This is a genomic window from Streptomyces mobaraensis NBRC 13819 = DSM 40847 (genome assembly GCF_017916255.1).
Classification (GTDB): domain Bacteria; phylum Actinomycetota; class Actinomycetes; order Streptomycetales; family Streptomycetaceae; genus Streptomyces; species Streptomyces mobaraensis.
Genome location: NZ_CP072827.1, coordinates 2,606,669 through 2,624,881, shown reverse-complemented (window position 1 = coordinate 2,624,881; position 18,213 = coordinate 2,606,669). Strand labels below are relative to the sequence as shown.

The following is an 18,213-nucleotide window of genomic DNA, read 5'->3' as shown; positions in this document are numbered from 1 at the left end:
CACATTGGCCCTTCTCGAATGCCGGACGGTTTCTCTTGGCTGAGTACATCTACACCATGCGCAAGACGCGCAAGGCGCACGGCGACAAGGTCATCCTCGATGACGTGACGCTGAGCTTCCTGCCCGGTGCGAAGATCGGTGTGGTCGGCCCGAACGGCGCCGGTAAGTCCACCGTCCTGAAGATCATGGCCGGTCTGGAGCAGCCCTCCAACGGCGATGCCTTCCTGTCGCCCGGCTACAGCGTCGGCATCCTCATGCAGGAGCCGGAGCTCGACGAGGCCAAGACGGTGCTGGAGAACGTCCAGGACGGCGTCGCCGAGACCAAGGGCAAGCTCGACCGGTTCAACGAGATCGCCGAGCTGATGGCCACCGACTACTCCGACGCGCTGCTGGAGGAGATGGGCAAGCTCCAGGAGGAGCTGGACCACGCCAACGCCTGGGACCTCGACGCCCAGCTGGAGCAGGCCATGGACGCCCTGGGCTGCCCCCCCGGCGACTGGCCGGTCACCAACCTCTCCGGTGGCGAGAAGCGCCGCGTGGCCCTCTGCAAGCTGCTGCTGGAGGCCCCCGACCTGCTGCTCCTCGACGAGCCCACCAACCACCTCGACGCCGAGTCCGTGAACTGGCTGGAGCAGCACCTCGCCAAGTACGCGGGCACCGTCGTGGCGATCACCCACGACCGGTACTTCCTCGACAACGTCGCCGAGTGGATCCTGGAGCTCGACCGCGGTCGCGCCCACCCCTATGAGGGCAACTACTCCACCTACCTGGAGAACAAGGCCGCCCGTCTGAAGGTCGAGGGCCAGAAGGACGCCAAGCGCCAGAAGCGGCTCAAGGAAGAGCTGGAGTGGGTCCGCTCCAACGCCAAGGGCCGCCAGGCCAAGTCGAAGGCGCGTCTGGCCCGCTACGAGGAGATGGCCGCCGAGGCCGACAAGATGCGGAAGCTGGACTTCGAGGAGATCCAGATCCCGCCGGGCCCCCGCCTGGGCAGCGTCGTCGTCGAGGTCAGCAACCTCTCCAAGGCGTTCGGCGACAAGGTCCTCATCGACGACCTGTCCTTCACGCTGCCGCGCAACGGCATCGTCGGCGTCATCGGCCCGAACGGCGCCGGCAAGACGACCCTGTTCAAGATGATCCAGGGCCTGGAGAAGCCGGACTCCGGCACCATCAAGGTCGGCGAGACCGTCAAGATCTCCTACGTCGACCAGAGCCGCGCCAACATCGACCCCAAGAAGACGCTGTGGGCCGTCGTCTCCGACGAGCTGGACTACATCAACGTCGGCCAGGTCGAGATGCCCTCGCGCGCCTACGTCTCGGCGTTCGGCTTCAAGGGCCCGGACCAGCAGAAGCCGGCCGGTGTGCTCTCGGGCGGTGAGCGCAACCGCCTCAACCTGGCGCTCACCCTCAAGCAGGGCGGCAACCTGCTGCTCCTCGACGAGCCGACCAACGACCTCGACGTCGAGACCCTGTCCTCCCTGGAGAACGCGCTGCTGGACTTCCCCGGCGCGGCCGTGGTCGTCTCCCACGACCGCTGGTTCCTCGACCGTGTGGCCACCCACATCCTGGCGTACGAGGGCGACTCCAAGTGGTTCTGGTTCGAGGGCAACTTCGAGTCCTACGAGAAGAACAAGATCGAGCGGCTCGGTCCGGACGCCGCGCGTCCGCACCGCGCCTCCTACAAGAAGCTCACCCGGGGCTGACGTGGCACGCCACATCTACGCCTGCCCGCTGCGCTGGTCGGACATGGACGCCTTCGGCCATGTCAACAACGCGGTCTTCCTCCGCTACCTGGAGGAAGCGCGGATCGACTTCCTCTTCGGCTCCGAGTTCGGCAAGGGGAACCACTCGTTCTCCGACGGGTCCGTCGTGGCCCGTCACGAGATCGACTACCTCCGGCCGCTCGTCCACCGGCCCGAGCCGGTGGTCATCGAGAGCTGGGTGACGCACGTCTCCCGCGCCTCGCTGACCGTCTCCTACGAGATCAAGGACGAGGAGCGGGTGTACGCCCGGGCCTCCACGGTCGTCGTGCCGATCGACCGGGAGACCGGGCGGCCTCGGCGGATCTCCGACGAGGAGCGGGAGCTGCTGGCCGCGTACCGGGACGACGAGCCGGCCGCTGACCAGGCCGACGCCGTCGAGGGGGCCGTCGCCGTATGACGGCGTCCCCGGTTCCGCCTCCGGCCCCCTCTTCGCGGGGGCCGCGGTTGCGGTTCGCCGACGCCCGGGAGGCCGCCGACCTGGCCGCCTTCCTGGCCCGGTTGATCCACTACGACCGGGCGGCCGCGGTGCGGCTGCAGGTGGGCGGCGGGGTGCTCGGTGTCTTCGGGCGCCCGCCGTCCTTCGAGGTGCTGGCCATCCGCACGGCCCGGCTGGGCGACGAGGGCACGCTTGATGTGACCGTCTCCGCCGGGCGGCTGGCCGACGAGATCGATGCCGGTGTCCCGGTCGGGGGCGGGCTCGACGTCGCCGTCCCCGAGACCGTCACCGGGCCGCCGTGGGCCGGCGTGCTGCCGCCGCGCGGCGGCTGGCGCCGGGTGCCCGGGCTGCCCTCGGTCGAAGAGGTGCGCGGGGTCGTCGCCGCGGCCGTCGGGGAGTTCCGGGCGCGCGACGAGGCGCTGCCCGCGCAGCGGCGGAACCGGGCCGAGCGGGATCGCATCGGGCGGGAGATCTGGTCGCGGACGCTTGGGGAGACGGGGGTGCCGCTGCGTGCTGTGCACGCGGCTCAGGCGCTCGGGTTTTTGCGGCCTGTGCGGGTCGCTGTCGCGGCGGGCGTCGAGGATCCCGGTGCGCCTGAGGCGTTGGCGCTTTTCGCCGTTGGCGGGTGGTTGCGGTTGCGGACGCCTTACGGGTCCGTTGTGGTGCGGACCGGTGGGGTCGGGGGGTTGACCGTCACGCCTGCGTGACGGGTTTGTGAGAGGTGCCCCTGTCCCGCCCTTTCACCGTTTCCTGCGGGGGCTGCGCCCCCGCACCCCCGAAGCGCCCTGCGGGCGCTGTCCTCAAACGCCGGACGGGCTAGTCGGGGGTGTTGATCATCGACGCCGCCGCGTACGTCAAATAGCGCCACAGCTCGTCCCGGTGCGCCTCCGAAAGGTCCAGGGAGTCCACCGCGTCCCGCATGTGGCGGAGCCAGGCGTCGTGGGCGGCTCGGTCCACGGTGAAGGGGGCGTGGCGCATGCGGAGGCGGGGGTGGCCGCGGTTTTCGCTGTAGGTGCGGGGGCCGCCCCAGTACTGCATGAGGAAGAGGGCCATGCGCTCCTCGGCGGGACCGAGGTCGCCTTCGGGGTACATGGGCCGGAGCAGGGGGTCCTCGGCCACTCCCTCGTAAAAGCGGTGGGCCAGGCGCCGGAAGGTCTCCTCGCCGCCGACCTGCTCGTAGAAGGTCTGCTCCTGAAGCGTGCCGCGCGGAATCTCTTTCACCCCTCCATGGTCGCAGACGGCCCGGCCGAGGACTCCCGTCGTAGGACTCCTCGGCCGGAAGCGGGCGGCCGGTGCCGGCTCAGCCGCGGCGGACGGTGATCGTCGTCCAGGCGCCCACGTGGACCCGGTCGCCGTCGTGCAGCGGGACCGGGACGTAGGGCTGAATCGGCTCCTCGGAGCCGTTGATCGTCGTGCCGTTGGTGGAGTCCTGGTCGACCACGGCCCAGCCGCCGTCCGGCTGCTCCACCAGCACGGCGTGCTGGTGGGAGACGCCCGGGTCCTCCGGCGGGCGGGAGAGGTCGATGTCGGGGGACTCGCCCGTGCTGTGCCGGCGGCGGCCGATGGTGACCTGGGGGCCGGTGAGGCGGCACTGCTGCTCGGGTGAGTAGGCGGGCAGGTTGAGGCCCGCCGCCTCGGGGCCGCTGCGGTTCATCATCGACCGGAAGTAGTCGCGGTCGGGAGCTATCACCGCGACCCAGCCGGCCGGCGGCGCCGGCGGCTCGTAGGCGTACGGGTTGTCCGGCGCGGGGGCCGGCGGGGGCAGCATCCAGTCGTCGTCACCGGCCGGCCCCGCCGACGTGTGCTGCGGGGTCAGCGGTTCCGCCGCGCGGTTGATCCGCGACGGGCGGGAGCCGTGGTAGTCGAAGCTGTGCGGCGGGGTGGGCTGCGGTGGCGGGGGAGGGGCCGACTGGAACCCGTGCGGCTGCGGCGGGGTCACGTACGGCGAGGCGGTCCCGGTCAGGAAGTTGTACGCGCACTCCTCGCAGAACGGCGCCTGGGCCTCGCGGGGTGTGCGGCACTGCGGGCAGAGTTCCGCCTGCATGGTGGCCTCGGCCGTGCCTCCCGGGTAGGAAGGCGGTGCGGGCGGTGGCGGAGGGACGGCACCCGTGGGCGCGGAGACCCCGGTCATCCGGTGGCCGCACACCTCGCACCAGTCGTCGGCCACCGACTGGTGACCGTTCGGGCAGGTCGGCATGTCGGTCGTTCCCCCTCTTGCGCCGTTTCCGGTGTTCCCATGACCTTGCGGTGTTCGCCCGGCCGGCGTGCTACTTCTTCACGCGGACCGTTTTGGTCGAGCGTGTCTCCAATGTCTTCTCCGCCTCGGCCGAGACCTTGGCCTTCAGCCGCACAGTACCGTTCACGGCGTCCACCACGTCCACCACCTTGGCCAGCAGTTTCGCGGTGTCCTCGTTGCCGGAGCGGCTGGCGAGCTGCACGGCCCGGCCGAGCTTGGCCGTGGCGCCGTCCAGGTCGCCGGACTTGCGCAGTTCCAGGCCCTGTTGGATGGCCTGCGCCAGCTCGGCCTGGCCGGTGTAATGGGCGACCTGCGGGTTGATGGTCGTGGAGGCGGCGAGGTCGTCCGTCCACACGGCCCGGATCAGACCCTGGGCGAGGACCTCCGCCGAGCCGTCGCGCGTGGGCCGTACCAGGGAGGCCCGGGCGGCCAGCATCTCCCGGCCCACGCCGGCGTCGGGCACCCGGACGCACACGTGGTAGTCGCGGGACTCGTCGCCCCAGGAACCGGTGGGGTAGTCGCCCGCGCGAGGGCCGGCCTCCGTCCGACGGCCCGTCAGGTCCCGCACGGTGGGCGCGACCTGCTTGACGAACTGCACCTCGGCGCCCTGTGGCGTCCACAACCGGAGGGCGACGTCGGCGAGCTCCTTGCCCATGACGTTCTCCATCATCCCGGTGAAGTCGGCCGCCAGGCCCGAGGGGTCGGCGACGATGTCGGCGCTGCCCAGCAGGGCGGAGGCTATGCCGGTGACCTCCTTGACCTCCCAGTCCGTTCCCACGCCCCGCGCGTCACAGGTGAACCGCCCGGCACATGCGTCCAGGGAGGCCCGCAGGGCGTCCGGTTCCTCGTGTTCGTTGCGGCCGTCGGTGAGCAGGATGCCGTGGCGTATGGAGGCGTCGGACGAGGCCAGCAGCCGGTCGGCGAGCCGGAGCCAGGTGCCGATGGCCGTGCCGCCGCCGGGCGTCAGCTTGCGCAGCGCCTCCTTCGCCTGGGCGCGGGTGGTGGCGTCGGCGACCGCCAGCCGGCCCTGCCCGGGGTAGACCTCCTTGGCCTGGTGGGTGCCGGCCACCACCGCGAAGGAGACGCCCTCGCGGAGCACGTCTATCGCCGCGGCCGTGGCCTGCCGGGCGTTGCGCATCTTGGCCGGCGGGTAGTCCATCGAGCCGGAGCAGTCCACCATGATCACCACGGCGGTGTCGGGCGCCGACGCGGCGGACGCGCCGACGGCCGTCCCGCCTCCGGTGGACGTCACGGTGACGATCGCGTTCACCTCGCGCCCGCCCTCGGGCAGGAACTCGTTCTGGTACACGTCGACCGAGAAACGCGGCACGTCCGGCTTGGACAAGTTCGACATCCGATCCGCTCCTTCGCACTCACCTGGTCATATGGCGACCGACGGACGGACGGACGCGCGCGGCGCCTCCCCCGGCACCGGCGTGCGGATCCCCCCGTTGACGCTCGGGCGTCAGGCCGCCCCCGGCTCCGCGGAGCGGGCGGGGAACGGCAGTACCGCAACGGTTACGTTGTCGTGCCCCCCGCCGTCAAGGGCGTAACCGACCAGCCGGCGCGCGGTCTCCAGGGGGCGCAGACGGGCGTCCGAGGGGACGACGGCGGCCATCCGCTCGGCGGTCTCGGCGTAGTTCCACAGGCCGTCGGTGCAGACGATGACGACGCCGGGGCGGTCCGGCTGGAACGCCGCGGTGTGCGGCTCCACCTCGTAGGCGTCCGCGCCCAGCCAGCCGGTGATGGCGTGGGCGCGCTCGTCCGCGTACGCCTCCGCCTCCGACAGCAGGCCGGCCGCCACCATCTGGGCGGCCCAGGAGTCGTCCTCGGTGAGCCGGGCCGGCTGGGCGGCGCGGTCGTCGGGGACCCAGTAGGCGCGGCTGTCGCCGACCCAGCCGACGGTCAGCAGCTCGCCGGTGATGACGGCGCTGACGATGGTGCAGGCGGGGGCGTTCTCCTGCTGGTGGTGGCGGTGCTCGCGGGCGTGGTGGCCGGAGGGGGCCAGGGCGTCGACCGCCCGCGCGGCGTCCAGGATCGCCCGGTGGGTGGCCTCCCGCGGCGGGGTGCCGGCCGCGAGGGCGGCCTCCAGGGAGGCCAGGGCGCCGGCGCTGGCGGCGGTCGACGCCTCGTCGGACCGGGCGGCGGAGGACACGCCGTCGCAGACGACGGCGAGCACGGCGGGGCCGCCGTCCGGCTGGGTCGTGGTGGACACCGCGAAGGCGTCCTCGTTGCGGTGGTGGCGCAGGCCGCGGTCGCTGACCGCGGCGACGCCCGGCGTCTCGTGCTCCATGTGATCCCGTTCGCGCGGCTGTGCATGCCCGCAGTGCTCGCAGTACCCGTCGTCGTCGATCATGCCGGACCGGCAGGCCCCGCAGACGCGCCGACGGCCCGCCGGGCCTGTCGGACCGGCCGTGCCCGTCGCGCCGGAAGCGCCGGACGCACCGGGAGTGTCGGGCATGCCGGACGCGACGGTCGGCGGGGGCGCGGTCTGGCCGGGGACGGACGGGGTCCCCGGCGGGGCCGGCCGGTGGCCGTCCGGTTCCGGGTGGCGGACGGCCCGCCGGGGGTCCCCGGCCATCCCGCCGGGGGAGACCGCCGCGGAGGCCGCCGCCGAAAGGTCCGCGCCGCAGCCGCCGCAGAAGTTGTCGGCCGGGTCCAGCGGCTCATGGCAGACGGGACAGGCCGTCAGCTGTGCGGATTGCGGCAGTCGCGTCATCGATCACACCCATGTCCTGGGGCGGAAGCGGTTGGCCCGTTCCACCAGTTCGATCCGTTCCCCGCCGTCCCGGGCGAGGCGTGCGAGCACGCGGTACGAGCGTTCCAGCCCGAAGCGCAGGCTGCGTTCGTCCGTGCCGGCGCCGAGGAGGGCGGCCCGCCGGCCGTCGGCGACCGGCGCGCCCGGGCGCCCGGACAGCACCCAGTCCAGGGCGGTGCCCAGCACTTCCGTGGCCAGCCGCTCGCGGCGCTCCTGGTCCAGGCCGACCTCGGAGAGCCGCTCGACCTGCCCGGCGGCGGCCGTCAGGTCGTCGAGCAGGTGCTCGTGCGGCGACCGGCGGCGCAGCCGGGCGCGGACCGCCGCGACCCGGGCCGCGGTGAAGTGGATGGACGCCTCCGGTACGGACTCCAGCACCTCCACCGCGCCCGTGCGGTCCCCGGCCGCCAGCCGCACCCGGGCCAGCCCGAAGGCGGCGCTGACGAAGCCGGGGTCGGTGCTCCACACCAGGCGGTAGTACTCGGCGGCGTTGTCGAGCTGGCCCAGGACCTCCGCGCAGACGCCGAGGGCGAGCTTGGGGGCCGGCTCGCCGGGGAACGCGTCGTAGACGGCGTCGAAAGAGAGCGCGGCGGTCTCGTTGTCGCCGGTCACCAGCGCGTGCAGGCCGCGGTACCAGACGATCCGCCAGTCGTCGGGGTACTCGGCCTCCAGGGAGGCCATCGCCTTCCCGGCGTGCATGAGCTCGCCGAGCTCCAGTTGGGCACGGAAGCGGCGCAGCCGCAGCTCCAGCGAGTTGACGGGGGCCGCCTGGAGGGCCGCGTATGTCTCCGCCGGGCGCGCGGAGAGGAGACCGGCGAGGAAGCCGGCGTTCGGGTCGGACGGGTCGGCCATCGGGACGGGCAGCGCGAAGGCGGCGCCGGGGACGTCGAGCGGCGCCAGGGCGGGCGGCTCGGCCGGGGGCGCGGCGGTGACGGGCTGCCGGGGCTGCCGGGGCGCCCGCGACAGCACGGAACGGGACGGGCGGCCGCCGAGCGCCGACGGATCCCCGTCCTCGTCCGCGAACAGGACGGTGTCCACCACCCGCGGTTCGGGCCCGAACAGCGTGGACAGGGCGGGCCGCGGGGTGCCCGTCTGGAGCGACACGACCTCCCGCAGGACGCCGGTGAGCTGGTCGGCCATCTCCGCGGCGGAGGAGAAGCGGCGGGCCGGGTCGGGGTCCGTGGCGCGGACCAGCAGCCGGTAGAACGACTCGTAGCGGCTGAAGACCTCGATGTTGTCCGGGTCGGGCAGGCTGTCGACGAAGACGCTGGTGTAGCCCTGGAAGTCGAAGGTGAGGACGGCGAGGGTGCGGGCCACCGTGTACAGGTCCGAGGCGACGGACGGGCCGACCTCCGCGACCTCGGGCGCCTGGTAGCCGACCGTGCCGTAGATGGCGCTCTCGTCGTCGTCCATCCGCCGGACCGCGCCCATGTCGATCAGCTTGAGCTGGTCCTGCTGCTGTATCGCGTTGTCGACCTTGAAGTCGCAGTAGAGCAGGTTGCGGCTGTGCAGGTGGCCGAGCGCCTCCAGGGCCTCGATGCCGTAGGCGCAAGCCTGTTCGACGGGCAGCGGGTCGCGCCGCCCGTCCGGCAGCCGCCGTTCGTTGGCGATGTCCTTGAGGGACTTGCCGCCGACGTACTCCATGACGATGTAGCCGTCGAGGCTGCCGGTGCGCTGGTCGAGGTGCTCGACGAAGTTGTAGATGCGGACGATGTTGGCGTGCTCGATCTCGGCCAGGAAGCGGCGCTCGGCCAGGGCGACGGCGAGGGCGTCCTCGTCGCCGGTGTCCAGCAGGCCCTTGAGGACGACCCAGCGGTCGGAGACCGCGCGGTCCATGGCCAGGTAGATCCAGCCCAGGCCGCCGTGGGCCAGGCAGCCCGCCACCTCGTACTGCCCGTGCACGACGTCGCCGGCGCGCAGCTTGGGGACGAACGAGTAGGGGTGGCCGCACTTGGTGCAGAAGCCCTCGGTGCGGCCGGGGCGGTCGCCGCGCGAGCGGCCCACCGGCTCGCCGCAGTCGCTCTTGCTGCAGAAACGCTTGCGCTCGGGCACCTCGGGGTTGGCCAGGACCGCCGCGCGGGGATCGGGGCGCGGTACCCCCGGCATGCTGACCAGGCCGGCGCCGAGCTTGTTCCGGGCGGAGGCGGCGGTTCCGGAGCGCGAACTGCGGACGGACACCGAGCGGGAGGGCGTGCTTCCGTTGCCGAGGGTGGAGCGCGACAGGCGGCCCGACACCGAGCGGCGGGAGGGGGCAGAACGGGAGGAACGGGACGAAGGAGCGGATCCCGTCGAGCCCGGCGATCTCTCGGAGGCCCGCCCGCCGGTCCCGCCCGCGACGATGCCGGTGGCCGGCGAGGAGAGCGTCCCCGCGGGCGAGACGACCGGCGCGAGGCCACAGGTGTCGCAGTACGTCTCGCCGCCGCCGACGTCCTCGTAGGCGCCCGCGCAGCCCGGCCGCTGGCAGGCCGTGGTGCCGTTCTCTCCGCTCATCTTTCCCCCCTGTGGTCATGGACGCTGTGGCCCGGGCTTCCGTTGCCCGGCGGGGCCAGGGCCCCGGAGACCGCCTGCTGGTAGCGCAGGACGGCCTGCTCGGCGGCCGTCAGATCGCAGGGAGCGCTCCAGAGCATGCGGCGGGCGGCGTCGTACCGCTCGCCGAGGAACGGGTCCTCCGCCAGGCCGAGCCGGCCCGCCTTCGCCCGGTACGCGTCCAGCCGGCCGCGCAGCTCGGCCCGGACGGCCAGGGGCGCGGTGACCGCGGTCAGCGAGGCGCGGGCCCGCAGCAACTCCTCCTCGGCGCGCTGCTCCAGGCTCTCCAGCAGCGGTGAGAGCCGGTGCCAGCGGGCGCGTCTGCGGTGCTCGGCGGCGGCGGACAACTGCTCGTAGAGGGCGGTCGGCGGGCCGGAGACGGCCGGGACCTCGGAGGCGGCGATCTTGGACAGGACCTCCGCGCGGGCCTGCCGGGCCTCCTCCAGAGTGCGGTCCGCACGGGAGAGGACGTCACGCACCCGCATCAGCCGCTGCTCGGCGTCCTGCCGAACCGTCAGCACCGCCTCGATCTCCCGCCGGACGTCCTCCAGGGCGCGGGCGGCGCGGTCGTAGCGCGTGGTGTCGGTGCGGCCGCCCCCCGGCGCGGAGCTGGGGGAGGCGCCCGTCCAGAAGGCCAGTGGGTCGGATATCACCTCGGCCCGCAGGGCGGACAGCTCGCGGGTGATCTCCTCCAGGTCGTCCCCGGACGGGTGTTCGCCGGGGCGGACGCCGACGGAGTGGGCCAGCGAGCGGGTGCGCCGCAGCTCGGCGGCGAGCAGGTCGATACGGGCGGGCAGCGCGGACCAGACGGCGTCGGCGACCACGACCACGTCCAGGGCCTGCGCGTACCAGCCGTTCATCCGGTCGACGAGCTCTTCGAGGGTCAGCCGCTCGCTGAGCCTGGCCGCGCCGCCGAGCGTCGTCAGTCCGGCGGACGGGTCGCCGCCCGGCAGGGTGACGCGGGCGCCGCGCAGCAGGTCGGTGAGTTCCGACAGCTCGCTCTGGTGCGGCCAGCGGCGGCGGGAGCGCAGCTCGCGGGCCCGGGTGAGGGCGTCGGTGTAGGCGTCGAAGTACGTCCAGAGCCGGTTGATGAGCTGCTCGGCGACGGCCCACCGGGCTCTGGTGACGCCGGACAGGTCGGCGCCCTCCAGCAGCCGGCGGCCCGCGTGGTCCTGCAGGGCGAGCAGGGAGGACTCGACGGCCTCGTGCTCCGCGCCGAGCCGCGCCAGCGCGCGGTCGACCTCCTCGCGGCTCAAGACCGGCCCGGTGGGCCCCGCGACCGCCATCGGTCCCCTCTCCTGTCCGCGGCCCGCGCCGCTTCGTACCGGTGCTGTCTCCGGGGGGCCGCCGGCCGGTCCCCCGCTCCGTTCTCCCGCTTCTCGGGTCCTGCTCCTCGCTTCTGTGCTCGCCTTCCTCGCCGGTGCCCGCCCGATGCGTGCCGGCGGGCCGCCCGCGGGGTGCGCGGGTGCCCGGGGGCCGGGCCCGGTGGGCGCGTTCTCGCCCGTCAGTCCCGGTACTTGGGCTCCGGAGGCGCCGTGATGCCGAGGTCGGCGCGGGCCAGCCACTGGCGGTACGCCTGCATCCAGGGGCTCGAAGCGCCGCCGGCGCGGTAGTCGTCCAGCACCGCGTTGACCCGGCGTACCAGGTCCTCCGCCCCGCGGTTCATCGCCACGCCGTAGTACTCGGTGGTGAACGGTTTGCCGACGAGTACCACGGACGGGTCCTGCGCCGCCTGCCCGGCGCCCAGGGCGTTGTCGGTGAGGATCGCGTCGACCTGGCCCAGCTGGAGCCGTACCAGGCAGTCGAGTTGGTTGGGGACCGTGGTCACCTTCGCGGACGCCGCCCGCTTGGCCAGCTCGGCCTCGGCCGTGGAACCCGCGGCGGCGCAGACCCTCCGCCCGGCCAGGGAGCCGTCGTCGATGCCGGTGACCGCCGACCCCTTGGGCGCCAGCAGTTGCTGACCGGCCTGGAAATAGGCCGTGGAGAAGGCGACTTCCTTGATCCTGTCGCAGCTGATGCTCATCGTACGGGCGACGATATCCACCTTGCCCGACTTGAGGGCGGCAATGCGCTGATTGGTGGGGATGGTCAGGAACGTCACCTTGTCCGGATCGCCCAGGAGGGCCTTGGCGATGGCCCGGACCAGGGTGATGTCGAAGCCGTCCAGCTTGCCCGTGGCCGGGTCGCGGTAGCCCCAGCGGTAGCTGTTCTGGTCGACGCCCGCGATCAGCCGGCCGCGTTCCTTGATCCGGCGGACGGCCGGGCCGTCGGCCGTGGACGGGCGCAGGCTGGCCTCCGGGTCCGTGCAGTCGGCGGCGGGCGCCGCCACGGCCGCCGGGCGCGCCGCCGTCACCGGGCCGCCGTTCCGCCCCGGCGCGCCGCCACCGGGGAGGAGCAGGGCCGTGACCGCGGCGAGAGCGCAGGTCACCAGCATGGCGACGGTGGCGCCGACCACCGTCCGGGCGGTCCGGCGCCGCCGTACCGCTGCCACCGCCCCCGTCCCCTTGGCCGGGGCCGCTCTTCCGTTTCCGCGCATGGTCCCTCCCCCGTCCGTTCGCGTGACGCCGTTCCGCTGGGCGATGGCGCTCTTCCGCCGCGCGATTCCGTTCTTCCGTGCCGGCCCGCTCACCGGTACTCCGAGAGCCTGCGGCCGATGCCCGTCACCACGGCGCCGGCACCCAGCACGGCGAGGACCCCCGCGCCCACCGCGAGCCCGGTCAGGGCATCGCGCCCGTCGTCGGCGGCCTGCCGGAAGTCGTCCTTCTCGCGGTCCAGGGCCTTCCGCAGCGCGGTGTCCACGCGGTCGAACGACTCGCCCGTGCTGTTCCGTTCACCGATCACCTGCGGCAGGGCGCGGTCGTAGTCGCCGGCGACGTCCGCCGCGCGGGCCGCGTCGTGCCGCCGCTTCCAGTCCCGTACCCCGTCGATCGCCTCCGTCACCGGGGCGCGGCCGTCCGCGCCGTCGGCGAGGGACGCCGCCCTGCCCAGCAGGCTTCCGCCGGACGGCGCGTCACCCGTGCCGCCGAAGAGGTCGCGCATCTCCTGCCCGTAGCCCTCCTCGTAGGCGTCCTTGCCGTCGTCGGTGAGGACGGCGCCGCGCGCCACCAGGGACAGGCTCTCGGCGCCGTGCGCCTGGAGCGCGCTGATCCGGGCCATGCCGATCACCTGGAGGGGCTTGGCGCCGTGGTCGTAGGAGTCCTCCAACTCCGCGCGGGCCAGGCCGTGGCCCACCCCCAGCCACACCAGGACCACCAGCGTGGTCGCCGTCGCGGCGAGCAGGCCGCGGTCGAACACCCGGTTGGTGCGCAGGTAGGCGCGGCGCTGGACCCAGGCGAGCGCGCCGAGCGCGAGGAGGCCCACGGCTATCGCCGCCCAGGGCAGCCCCTCGGCGTCCGCGTAGTCGGCCTCCAGCCGGTCCCTTTCCGCCTCGTAGAGCCGGCGGGCGGCGGGCAGCAGGTCCTGGCGCATGCGGTCGCTCGCGTAGCGCAGGTAGGCGCCGCCCAGCGGGAGGCCCTGCCGGTTGTCGGCCCGGGCCTGCTCGACCAGGCCCGTGTAGACGGGCAGCCGCTCGTTCAGCGTCGCTATCTGCGCGCGCTCGGCCGGGGAACCGCCGGTGTTGGCCGCCGCCTTGACCAGCAGCTCGGACGCGGTGGCGATGTCCTTCTCGTAGCGCTGCCGGACCGCGCGGGTCTCCTTGGAACCCGCGAGGAAGCCGGTGGCGGCGGTGGTGTCCGCGTCCGCCAGCGAGGCGTAGATGTCCGCCGCGGCGGCGCTCAGGGGCTCGCTGCGCTCCACGACGGCGTCGGCCGCCCGGGACCGGTCCGTGACCTGCCAGGCGGTGACCGCGCCGAAGGCGATCAGCAGCGCGGCCAGGGCGGCGCCGATCACCCGGAGCCTGCCCGGCTCCGTTCTCGTCGCGGCCGTCCGCAGCCGGGTGAACTGCGCGCGCCAGGCGGCGCGCTCCGACCCGCGGGCCGGAACCCCCGTCGGCCCCGCTCCCGGTCCCGGCCCCGGTCCGTGACCTTGTCCCGGGCCTTGCCCCTGGCCTTGCCCCGGGCCCGACTTCGGTCCCGGTGGCGCGGCCGTCCTCAGCTGGTGTGACACGAGACCTCCCCCTTGGTCGCCGGTGCGTCGCCACCGCCCGGCGCGGGGCGGAACGGGCACCTGGCCAGAAGTATGGCGGCAGGGACTGACAAAGACACCACGTACTTCGCGATCTTGTTCGGATCGCGATCCGGGCGGGGCGCGGTCGGCCGGTCTCCGTGCAGGTGTTCACGCGACGCGGGTGCCGGGCGGTTCCCCGCGGACGGATGGGGGCGCCGGCCGGCGTCGGGACGGCAGCCACCGGTCCTCCGCCCGCCGCCGGCCCCGCGTCTCAGGCCCACCGCGCCCGCAGCGCCGCGTATCCGTCCGCCTCCGCCCCCAGCAGGTCCAGGGCGAGCAGGGCCGCGCCGAGGACGGGCGGGGCCGTGACCACCACCGGCTCGGCCCTGGGGGCGTGGGCGGCCAGCCCTTTGAGCACGTCGTCGTGGAGGAGCGGGTGACGGGCCGCCAGGACGCCGCCGCCGAGCACCACGGGCACCCGCTCGCCCAGCAGGTCCAGCCTGGCCAGCGCGGTACGCGCCATGACCACGACCTCCTCGGCCTGCCGCGCCACGATCGCCCGGGCGACGGCGTCACCAGCCGCCGCGACGGCGAAGAGGACCGGGGCCAGCTCGTGCGTCCGCGCCCGCGCGACGGCACCCAGGTGCAGCGCCTCGATCAGCTCCGGCATGCCCGCCAGCCCGAAGTGGGCGGGCAGGGCGGTCGCGAGGGCGCTGGGCTCGCCCCGGCCGTCCGCGGCCCGGGCGGCCCACCACAGGGCCTCGTCCGCGAGGTGGACGCCGCCGCCCCAGTCGCCGGAGATCCGGCCGAGGGACGCGAACCGGGCGGTACGGCCGTCGGGCGTCAGACCGGCGCAGTTGATGCCCGCGCCGCACACCACGGCCACGCCCCGGGGCGCGGAACCGTCCGGCAGCCCGGCCCGCAGCAGGGCGAAGGTGTCGTTGACGACGGTGACGCTCCGGCCCCAGCCGCACCGCTCGATCGCCGCCGTCAGCCGTTCCTCCTCCACCGGGAGGTCCGCGTTGGCGAGGCACGCCTGGACGTGGTCCACAGGCGCGGCGCCCGGGCCCGCCCCCGCCGCGGCGACGAGGCGGGCGAGTTCGCCCACGGCCGCGTCCACGCCGTCGGCGTGCGGCCGGAAACCGCCGCCGCGGGCCGTGCCCAGGATCCGGCCGGTGGTGTCCACCAGCGCCACGTCCGTCTTGCTGTTTCCCGCGTCCACCGCCAGTGCCGTTCGGGGGCGCGGGGCGGCGCCCGAGGTGCTGCGCGCGCCCACGGTCGTATCGGGCCGCGCGCCTCCTCCCGCGCGGGCGCCGGGTCCCGCGCCCGTGCCGCTTCCGGTGCCCGTACCGACTCCCGCCTCTGTGGCTCCTCTTGCGCCCAAGCCGCCCTCCGCGCCCACGGCTCCCGCGCCCGAACCGCCTCCCGCGCCCGAACCGCCCTCCGCGCCCGCGCTTCCCGCGTACGTACCGCCTCCCGCGCCCGAACCGCCCTCCGCGCCCACGGCTCCCGCGTACGTATCGCCTCCCGCGTCCCTACCGCCTCCCACGCCCGTACCGCCTCCCGCGCCCACCCCGCGCCCCGCCGTCACGCCCACGCCAGGTGCCTGCGGTTGTGCGCGATGAGTGTGTCCGTCAACCGGTCGGCCGTCGCGTCCTGGCCGATCAGCGGGTGGGCCAGCAGGGCCTGGAACACCCGGTCCCGGCCGCCCTCCAGAGCCGCGCGCAGGGCCAGGTGCTCGTACGCCGTGACGCTCGCGACCAGGCCGGAGAAGAGGGGCTCCAACGGCCGCACGGGGAGCGGGTGCGCGCCGCGCGCGTCGACCGCCGCCGGGACCTCGATCACCGCGTCGTCCGGCAGGAACGGCAGGGTGCCGTTGTTCAGCGTGTTGACCACCTGTACTTCCCCGGTGTCCCCGAGCAGCGCCGAGGTGAGGGCGACGGCCGCCTCCGAGTAGTAGGCGCCCCCGCGCTTCGCCAGCAGCGCCGGCTTCTCGTCGAGCGTCGGGTCCCGGTACATCTCCAGCAACTCGCGTTCCATCGCGGCCACTTCCTCCGCGCGCGACGGCTTGGTGCGCAGCTCCTCCACGACCTCGTCGTGCCGGTAGAAATAGCGCAGGTAGTAGGAGGGGACGGCGCCCAGCCGGGCGGGCAGGTCGCGCGGCAGGCGCAGGTCCGCCGCGATGGCGTCCCCGTGCTCCGCCAGCAGCTTGGGCAGGACGTTCACGCCCCCGACGCGCACCTCGCGCTCCCAGGTGAGGTGGTTGAGGCCCACGTGGCCGAGGGTGACCTCCGGCGGGGTGACGCCGAGCAGGGCCGCGAACTTCCGCTGGAAGCCGATGGCCACATTGCACAGCCCGACGGCCCGGTGGCCCGCGGTGAGCAGGGCCCGGGTCACGATGCCGACGGGGTTGGTGAAGTCCACGATCCAGGCGTCCGGGCTGCGCCGTCGGACCCGTTCGGCGATGTCCAGCACGACCGGGACCGTACGCAGCGCCTTGGCCAGGCCCCCGGCACCGGTGGTCTCCTGGCCGACGCAGCCGCACTCCAGCGGCCAGGTCTCATCCTGCGCCCTGGCCGCCTGCCCGCCCACCCGCAGTTGCAGGAGGACGGCCGCGGCGCCGTCCACGCCCGCGTCCAGGTCGGTGGTCCAGGTCACCCGGCCGGGATGTCCCTGACGGGCGAAGATCCGGCGGGCCAGGCCGCCGACCGGCTCCAGGCGGTCGGCCGCGGGATCGATCAGGACGAGTTCGTCGACGGGCAGGGCCGCCCGCAACCGGGCGAAGCCGTCGACGAGTTCGGGAGTGTAGGTCGAGCCTCCGCCGACCACTGCGAGTTTCACGGGATCAGACCTCTTCGAGCCATGGGAACGGGAGCGGACAGGAAGCGGAACGGGGTGAACGAAATTCGCATGACGTCACAACGGGCACACTGTTAATTTCTCGCCCCATGGAACCACTCGGCGAGAACGAGATACGAGCCTCTTTCATCAATTGCTCGAAAGGCGAGGCACGCAGGATCAGCCTGCCCCGGGGACTGGCCGAACTCCCCTGGGCCGACCTCGACTTCCTCGGGTGGCGCGATCCCGGCGCCCCCGACCGCGGCTACCTGGTCGTCGTCCGTGACGGCAAGCCGCAGGGAATCACCCTGAGGGTTCCCCAGGGCGGCCCGCGCAGCCTCGCCAAGACGACCATCTGCTCGTTCTGCCTGACCGGCCACCCCGGATCCGGCGTCTCGCTGCTCGCCGCCCGCAAGGTCGGCGCCTCCGGCCGCGACGGCAACACGGTGGGCGCCTACATGTGCGCCGACCTTGCGTGCCCGCTCTATGTGCGCGGCAAGAAGGTGCCGGAGTTCAGCGGACCCCGGTACAAGGAGTCGCTGAGCGTGGACGAGCAGGTGGCGCGGATGCTCGGGAACGTGGACGAGTTCCTGCGGAAGGTCGGCGCGGCCTGAGGGCCTGAGGAACGGGCGCCGCCCCGAAGGGCGTTGTCGGACCCTTCGGTTACGGTGCTCGCATGGCCACCGACACGCCTTCCGCCACCGGTCGCCGCGAGCGCCTGCGCGGCTTCCTGCGCAGCCGCCGGGCCCGCCTCGCCCCCGAGGACGTGGGGCTGCCCCCGGCGGCCCGGCGCCGTACGCCCGGCCTGCGGCGCGAGGAGGTCGCGCTGCTGGCGGGAGTGGGCGTCTCCTGGTACACGTGGCTCGAACAGGGGCGGCCCATCAACGTCTCCGCCGACGTCCTGGACGCGATAGCCCGCGCGCTGCGGCTGGACGAGCCGGAGCGCGAGCACCTGTACCTGCTGACCGGGCTCAACCCGCCGCCGCAGACCGGGGCCGCCCGCCCCGAGGCCACCCCCGAGCTGCGGCGGCTCATCGAGGCGTGGTCGCCGCGCCCGGCCGTGCTGCTGGACCGCTACGAGAACTTCGTGGCCGTCAACGACGCCGCCCGTGCGGTCTTCGGCTACACCGCCACCGACCGCAACTGCCTGGTCGCGTTCTTCACCAACGCCCGCTACCGGGCGCTGCACACCCACTGGGAGGCCGTCGCGCCCGGCGTGGTTGCCGCCTTCCGCGCCGCCGCGGCACGGCAACCCGACGATCCCGGGTTCGACCGGATAGCCGACGGGCTGTGCGCGGCGAGCCCGGAGTTCGACGCGCTGTGGGCGCGGCACGACGTCGGGGCGACGGCGCAGGCGGTGAAGGCGGTGCGGCATCCGGAGGTGGGGGAGCTGGTCTTCGACACCACGACGCTGGTGCTGCCGGACCAGCCCGGGCTGCACGTCGAGCTCCAGAACCCCCGGCCCGGGAGCGGGACGGCGGAGCGGCTGGAGCGGCTGGCGGCGGCCGGGTTCCGTACCCCGGCGGGCGCCGGCCTGGTGGTGGTGGACCCATGTTGA

General features: G+C 74.0%; 15 protein-coding genes. 5 read left to right on the top strand and 10 right to left on the bottom strand.

Annotation, left to right across the window (positions count from 1 at the left end; translation table 11 throughout):
* Window positions 1-35 precede the first annotated feature (35 nt).
* From ettA to J7W19_RS10955, 3 genes are read left to right on the top strand one after another with little or no spacing between them, the layout of a single operon-like run.
* Entirely contained in the window at window positions 36-1,700 is a 1,665-nt protein-coding gene (gene ettA / locus J7W19_RS10965; protein WP_004950119.1) for an energy-dependent translational throttle protein EttA, read from the top strand.
* Window position 1,701: 1 nt separating this feature from the next.
* Window positions 1,702-2,157, top strand: a complete 456-nt coding sequence (locus tag J7W19_RS10960) for an acyl-CoA thioesterase (RefSeq protein WP_004950118.1) — start codon at window positions 1,702-1,704, stop codon at window positions 2,155-2,157.
* Window positions 2,158-2,204: 47 nt separating this feature from the next.
* Window positions 2,205-2,903 (top strand): hypothetical protein, encoded by a 699-nt coding sequence (locus J7W19_RS10955; RefSeq protein WP_004950116.1) that lies wholly within the window; start codon window positions 2,205-2,207, stop codon window positions 2,901-2,903.
* Between the two features lie 109 nt (window positions 2,904-3,012).
* On the opposite strand, the gene J7W19_RS10950 is transcribed toward J7W19_RS10955, so the two are convergent.
* The 10 genes from J7W19_RS10950 to J7W19_RS10905 all read right to left on the bottom strand — a co-directional run bounded on the left by J7W19_RS10950 (window position 3,013) and on the right by J7W19_RS10905 (window position 16,658).
* On the bottom strand, window positions 3,013-3,417 hold the full coding sequence (locus tag J7W19_RS10950) for a globin (RefSeq protein WP_004950114.1): 405 nt from the start codon (window positions 3,415-3,417) through the stop codon (window positions 3,013-3,015).
* A 79-nt stretch (window positions 3,418-3,496) separates the two neighbouring features.
* The gene (locus J7W19_RS10945) at window positions 3,497-4,393 is read right to left on the bottom strand and encodes an FHA domain-containing protein (RefSeq protein ID WP_004950112.1); all 897 of its coding nucleotides are present in this window, start codon (window positions 4,391-4,393) and stop codon (window positions 3,497-3,499) included.
* 70 nt (window positions 4,394-4,463) lie between these two features.
* Window positions 4,464-5,786, bottom strand: coding sequence for a VWA domain-containing protein (locus tag J7W19_RS10940; RefSeq protein WP_004950111.1), 1,323 nt, complete (start codon window positions 5,784-5,786; stop codon window positions 4,464-4,466).
* 111 nt (window positions 5,787-5,897) lie between these two features.
* On the bottom strand, window positions 5,898-7,151 hold the full coding sequence (locus J7W19_RS10935; RefSeq protein WP_004950108.1) for a protein phosphatase 2C domain-containing protein: 1,254 nt from the start codon (window positions 7,149-7,151) through the stop codon (window positions 5,898-5,900).
* 3 nt (window positions 7,152-7,154) lie between these two features.
* Window positions 7,155-9,677: a serine/threonine-protein kinase gene (locus J7W19_RS10930; protein WP_004950107.1), complete on the bottom strand. Its 2,523-nt coding sequence runs from the start codon at window positions 9,675-9,677 to the stop codon at window positions 7,155-7,157.
* On the bottom strand, window positions 9,674-10,999 hold the full coding sequence (locus J7W19_RS10925) for a hypothetical protein (protein ID WP_004950105.1): 1,326 nt from the start codon (window positions 10,997-10,999) through the stop codon (window positions 9,674-9,676). Before J7W19_RS10925 ends, J7W19_RS10930 begins: the two co-directional genes overlap by 4 nt.
* Window positions 11,000-11,217: 218 nt before the next feature.
* A complete protein-coding gene (locus J7W19_RS10920; RefSeq protein ID WP_078588171.1) occupies window positions 11,218-12,249 on the bottom strand; it encodes a glutamate ABC transporter substrate-binding protein in 1,032 nt (343 codons plus the stop codon).
* Between the two features lie 89 nt (window positions 12,250-12,338).
* Window positions 12,339-13,817: a hypothetical protein gene (locus J7W19_RS10915; protein WP_411848831.1), complete on the bottom strand. Its 1,479-nt coding sequence runs from the start codon at window positions 13,815-13,817 to the stop codon at window positions 12,339-12,341.
* A 271-nt stretch (window positions 13,818-14,088) separates the two neighbouring features.
* Window positions 14,089-15,093 (bottom strand): N-acetylglucosamine kinase, encoded by a 1,005-nt coding sequence (locus J7W19_RS10910; protein WP_004950099.1) that lies wholly within the window; start codon window positions 15,091-15,093, stop codon window positions 14,089-14,091.
* 311 nt (window positions 15,094-15,404) lie between these two features.
* The gene (locus J7W19_RS10905) at window positions 15,405-16,658 is read right to left on the bottom strand and encodes a 6-phospho-beta-glucosidase (protein ID WP_004950097.1); all 1,254 of its coding nucleotides are present in this window, start codon (window positions 16,656-16,658) and stop codon (window positions 15,405-15,407) included.
* A gap of 107 nt (window positions 16,659-16,765) precedes the next feature.
* Between J7W19_RS10905 and J7W19_RS10900 the strand changes: the two genes are divergently transcribed.
* Window positions 16,766-17,269 (top strand): FBP domain-containing protein, encoded by a 504-nt coding sequence (locus J7W19_RS10900; RefSeq protein WP_004950095.1) that lies wholly within the window; start codon window positions 16,766-16,768, stop codon window positions 17,267-17,269.
* 62 nt (window positions 17,270-17,331) lie between these two features.
* Window positions 17,332-18,213, top strand: coding sequence for a helix-turn-helix transcriptional regulator (locus J7W19_RS10895; RefSeq protein WP_004950093.1), 882 nt, complete (start codon window positions 17,332-17,334; stop codon window positions 18,211-18,213).

Excerpts from the sequence above, each read along its gene's own strand:
- J7W19_RS10945 (WP_004950112.1), bottom strand. The coding sequence starts at position 4,393 with ATGCCGACCTGCCCGAACGGTCACCAGTCGGTGGCCGACGACTGGTGC.
- J7W19_RS10930 (WP_004950107.1), bottom strand. The coding sequence starts at position 9,677 with ATGAGCGGAGAGAACGGCACCACGGCCTGCCAGCGGCCGGGCTGCGCG.
- J7W19_RS10935 (WP_004950108.1), bottom strand. The coding sequence starts at position 7,151 with ATGACGCGACTGCCGCAATCCGCACAGCTGACGGCCTGTCCCGTCTGC.
- J7W19_RS10940 (WP_004950111.1), bottom strand. The coding sequence starts at position 5,786 with ATGTCGAACTTGTCCAAGCCGGACGTGCCGCGTTTCTCGGTCGACGTG.
- J7W19_RS10895 (WP_004950093.1), top strand. The coding sequence starts at position 17,332 with ATGGCCACCGACACGCCTTCCGCCACCGGTCGCCGCGAGCGCCTGCGC.
- J7W19_RS10920 (WP_078588171.1), bottom strand. The coding sequence starts at position 12,249 with ATGCGCGGAAACGGAAGAGCGGCCCCGGCCAAGGGGACGGGGGCGGTG.
- J7W19_RS10925 (WP_004950105.1), bottom strand. The coding sequence starts at position 10,999 with ATGGCGGTCGCGGGGCCCACCGGGCCGGTCTTGAGCCGCGAGGAGGTC.
- J7W19_RS10900 (WP_004950095.1), top strand. The coding sequence starts at position 16,766 with ATGGAACCACTCGGCGAGAACGAGATACGAGCCTCTTTCATCAATTGC.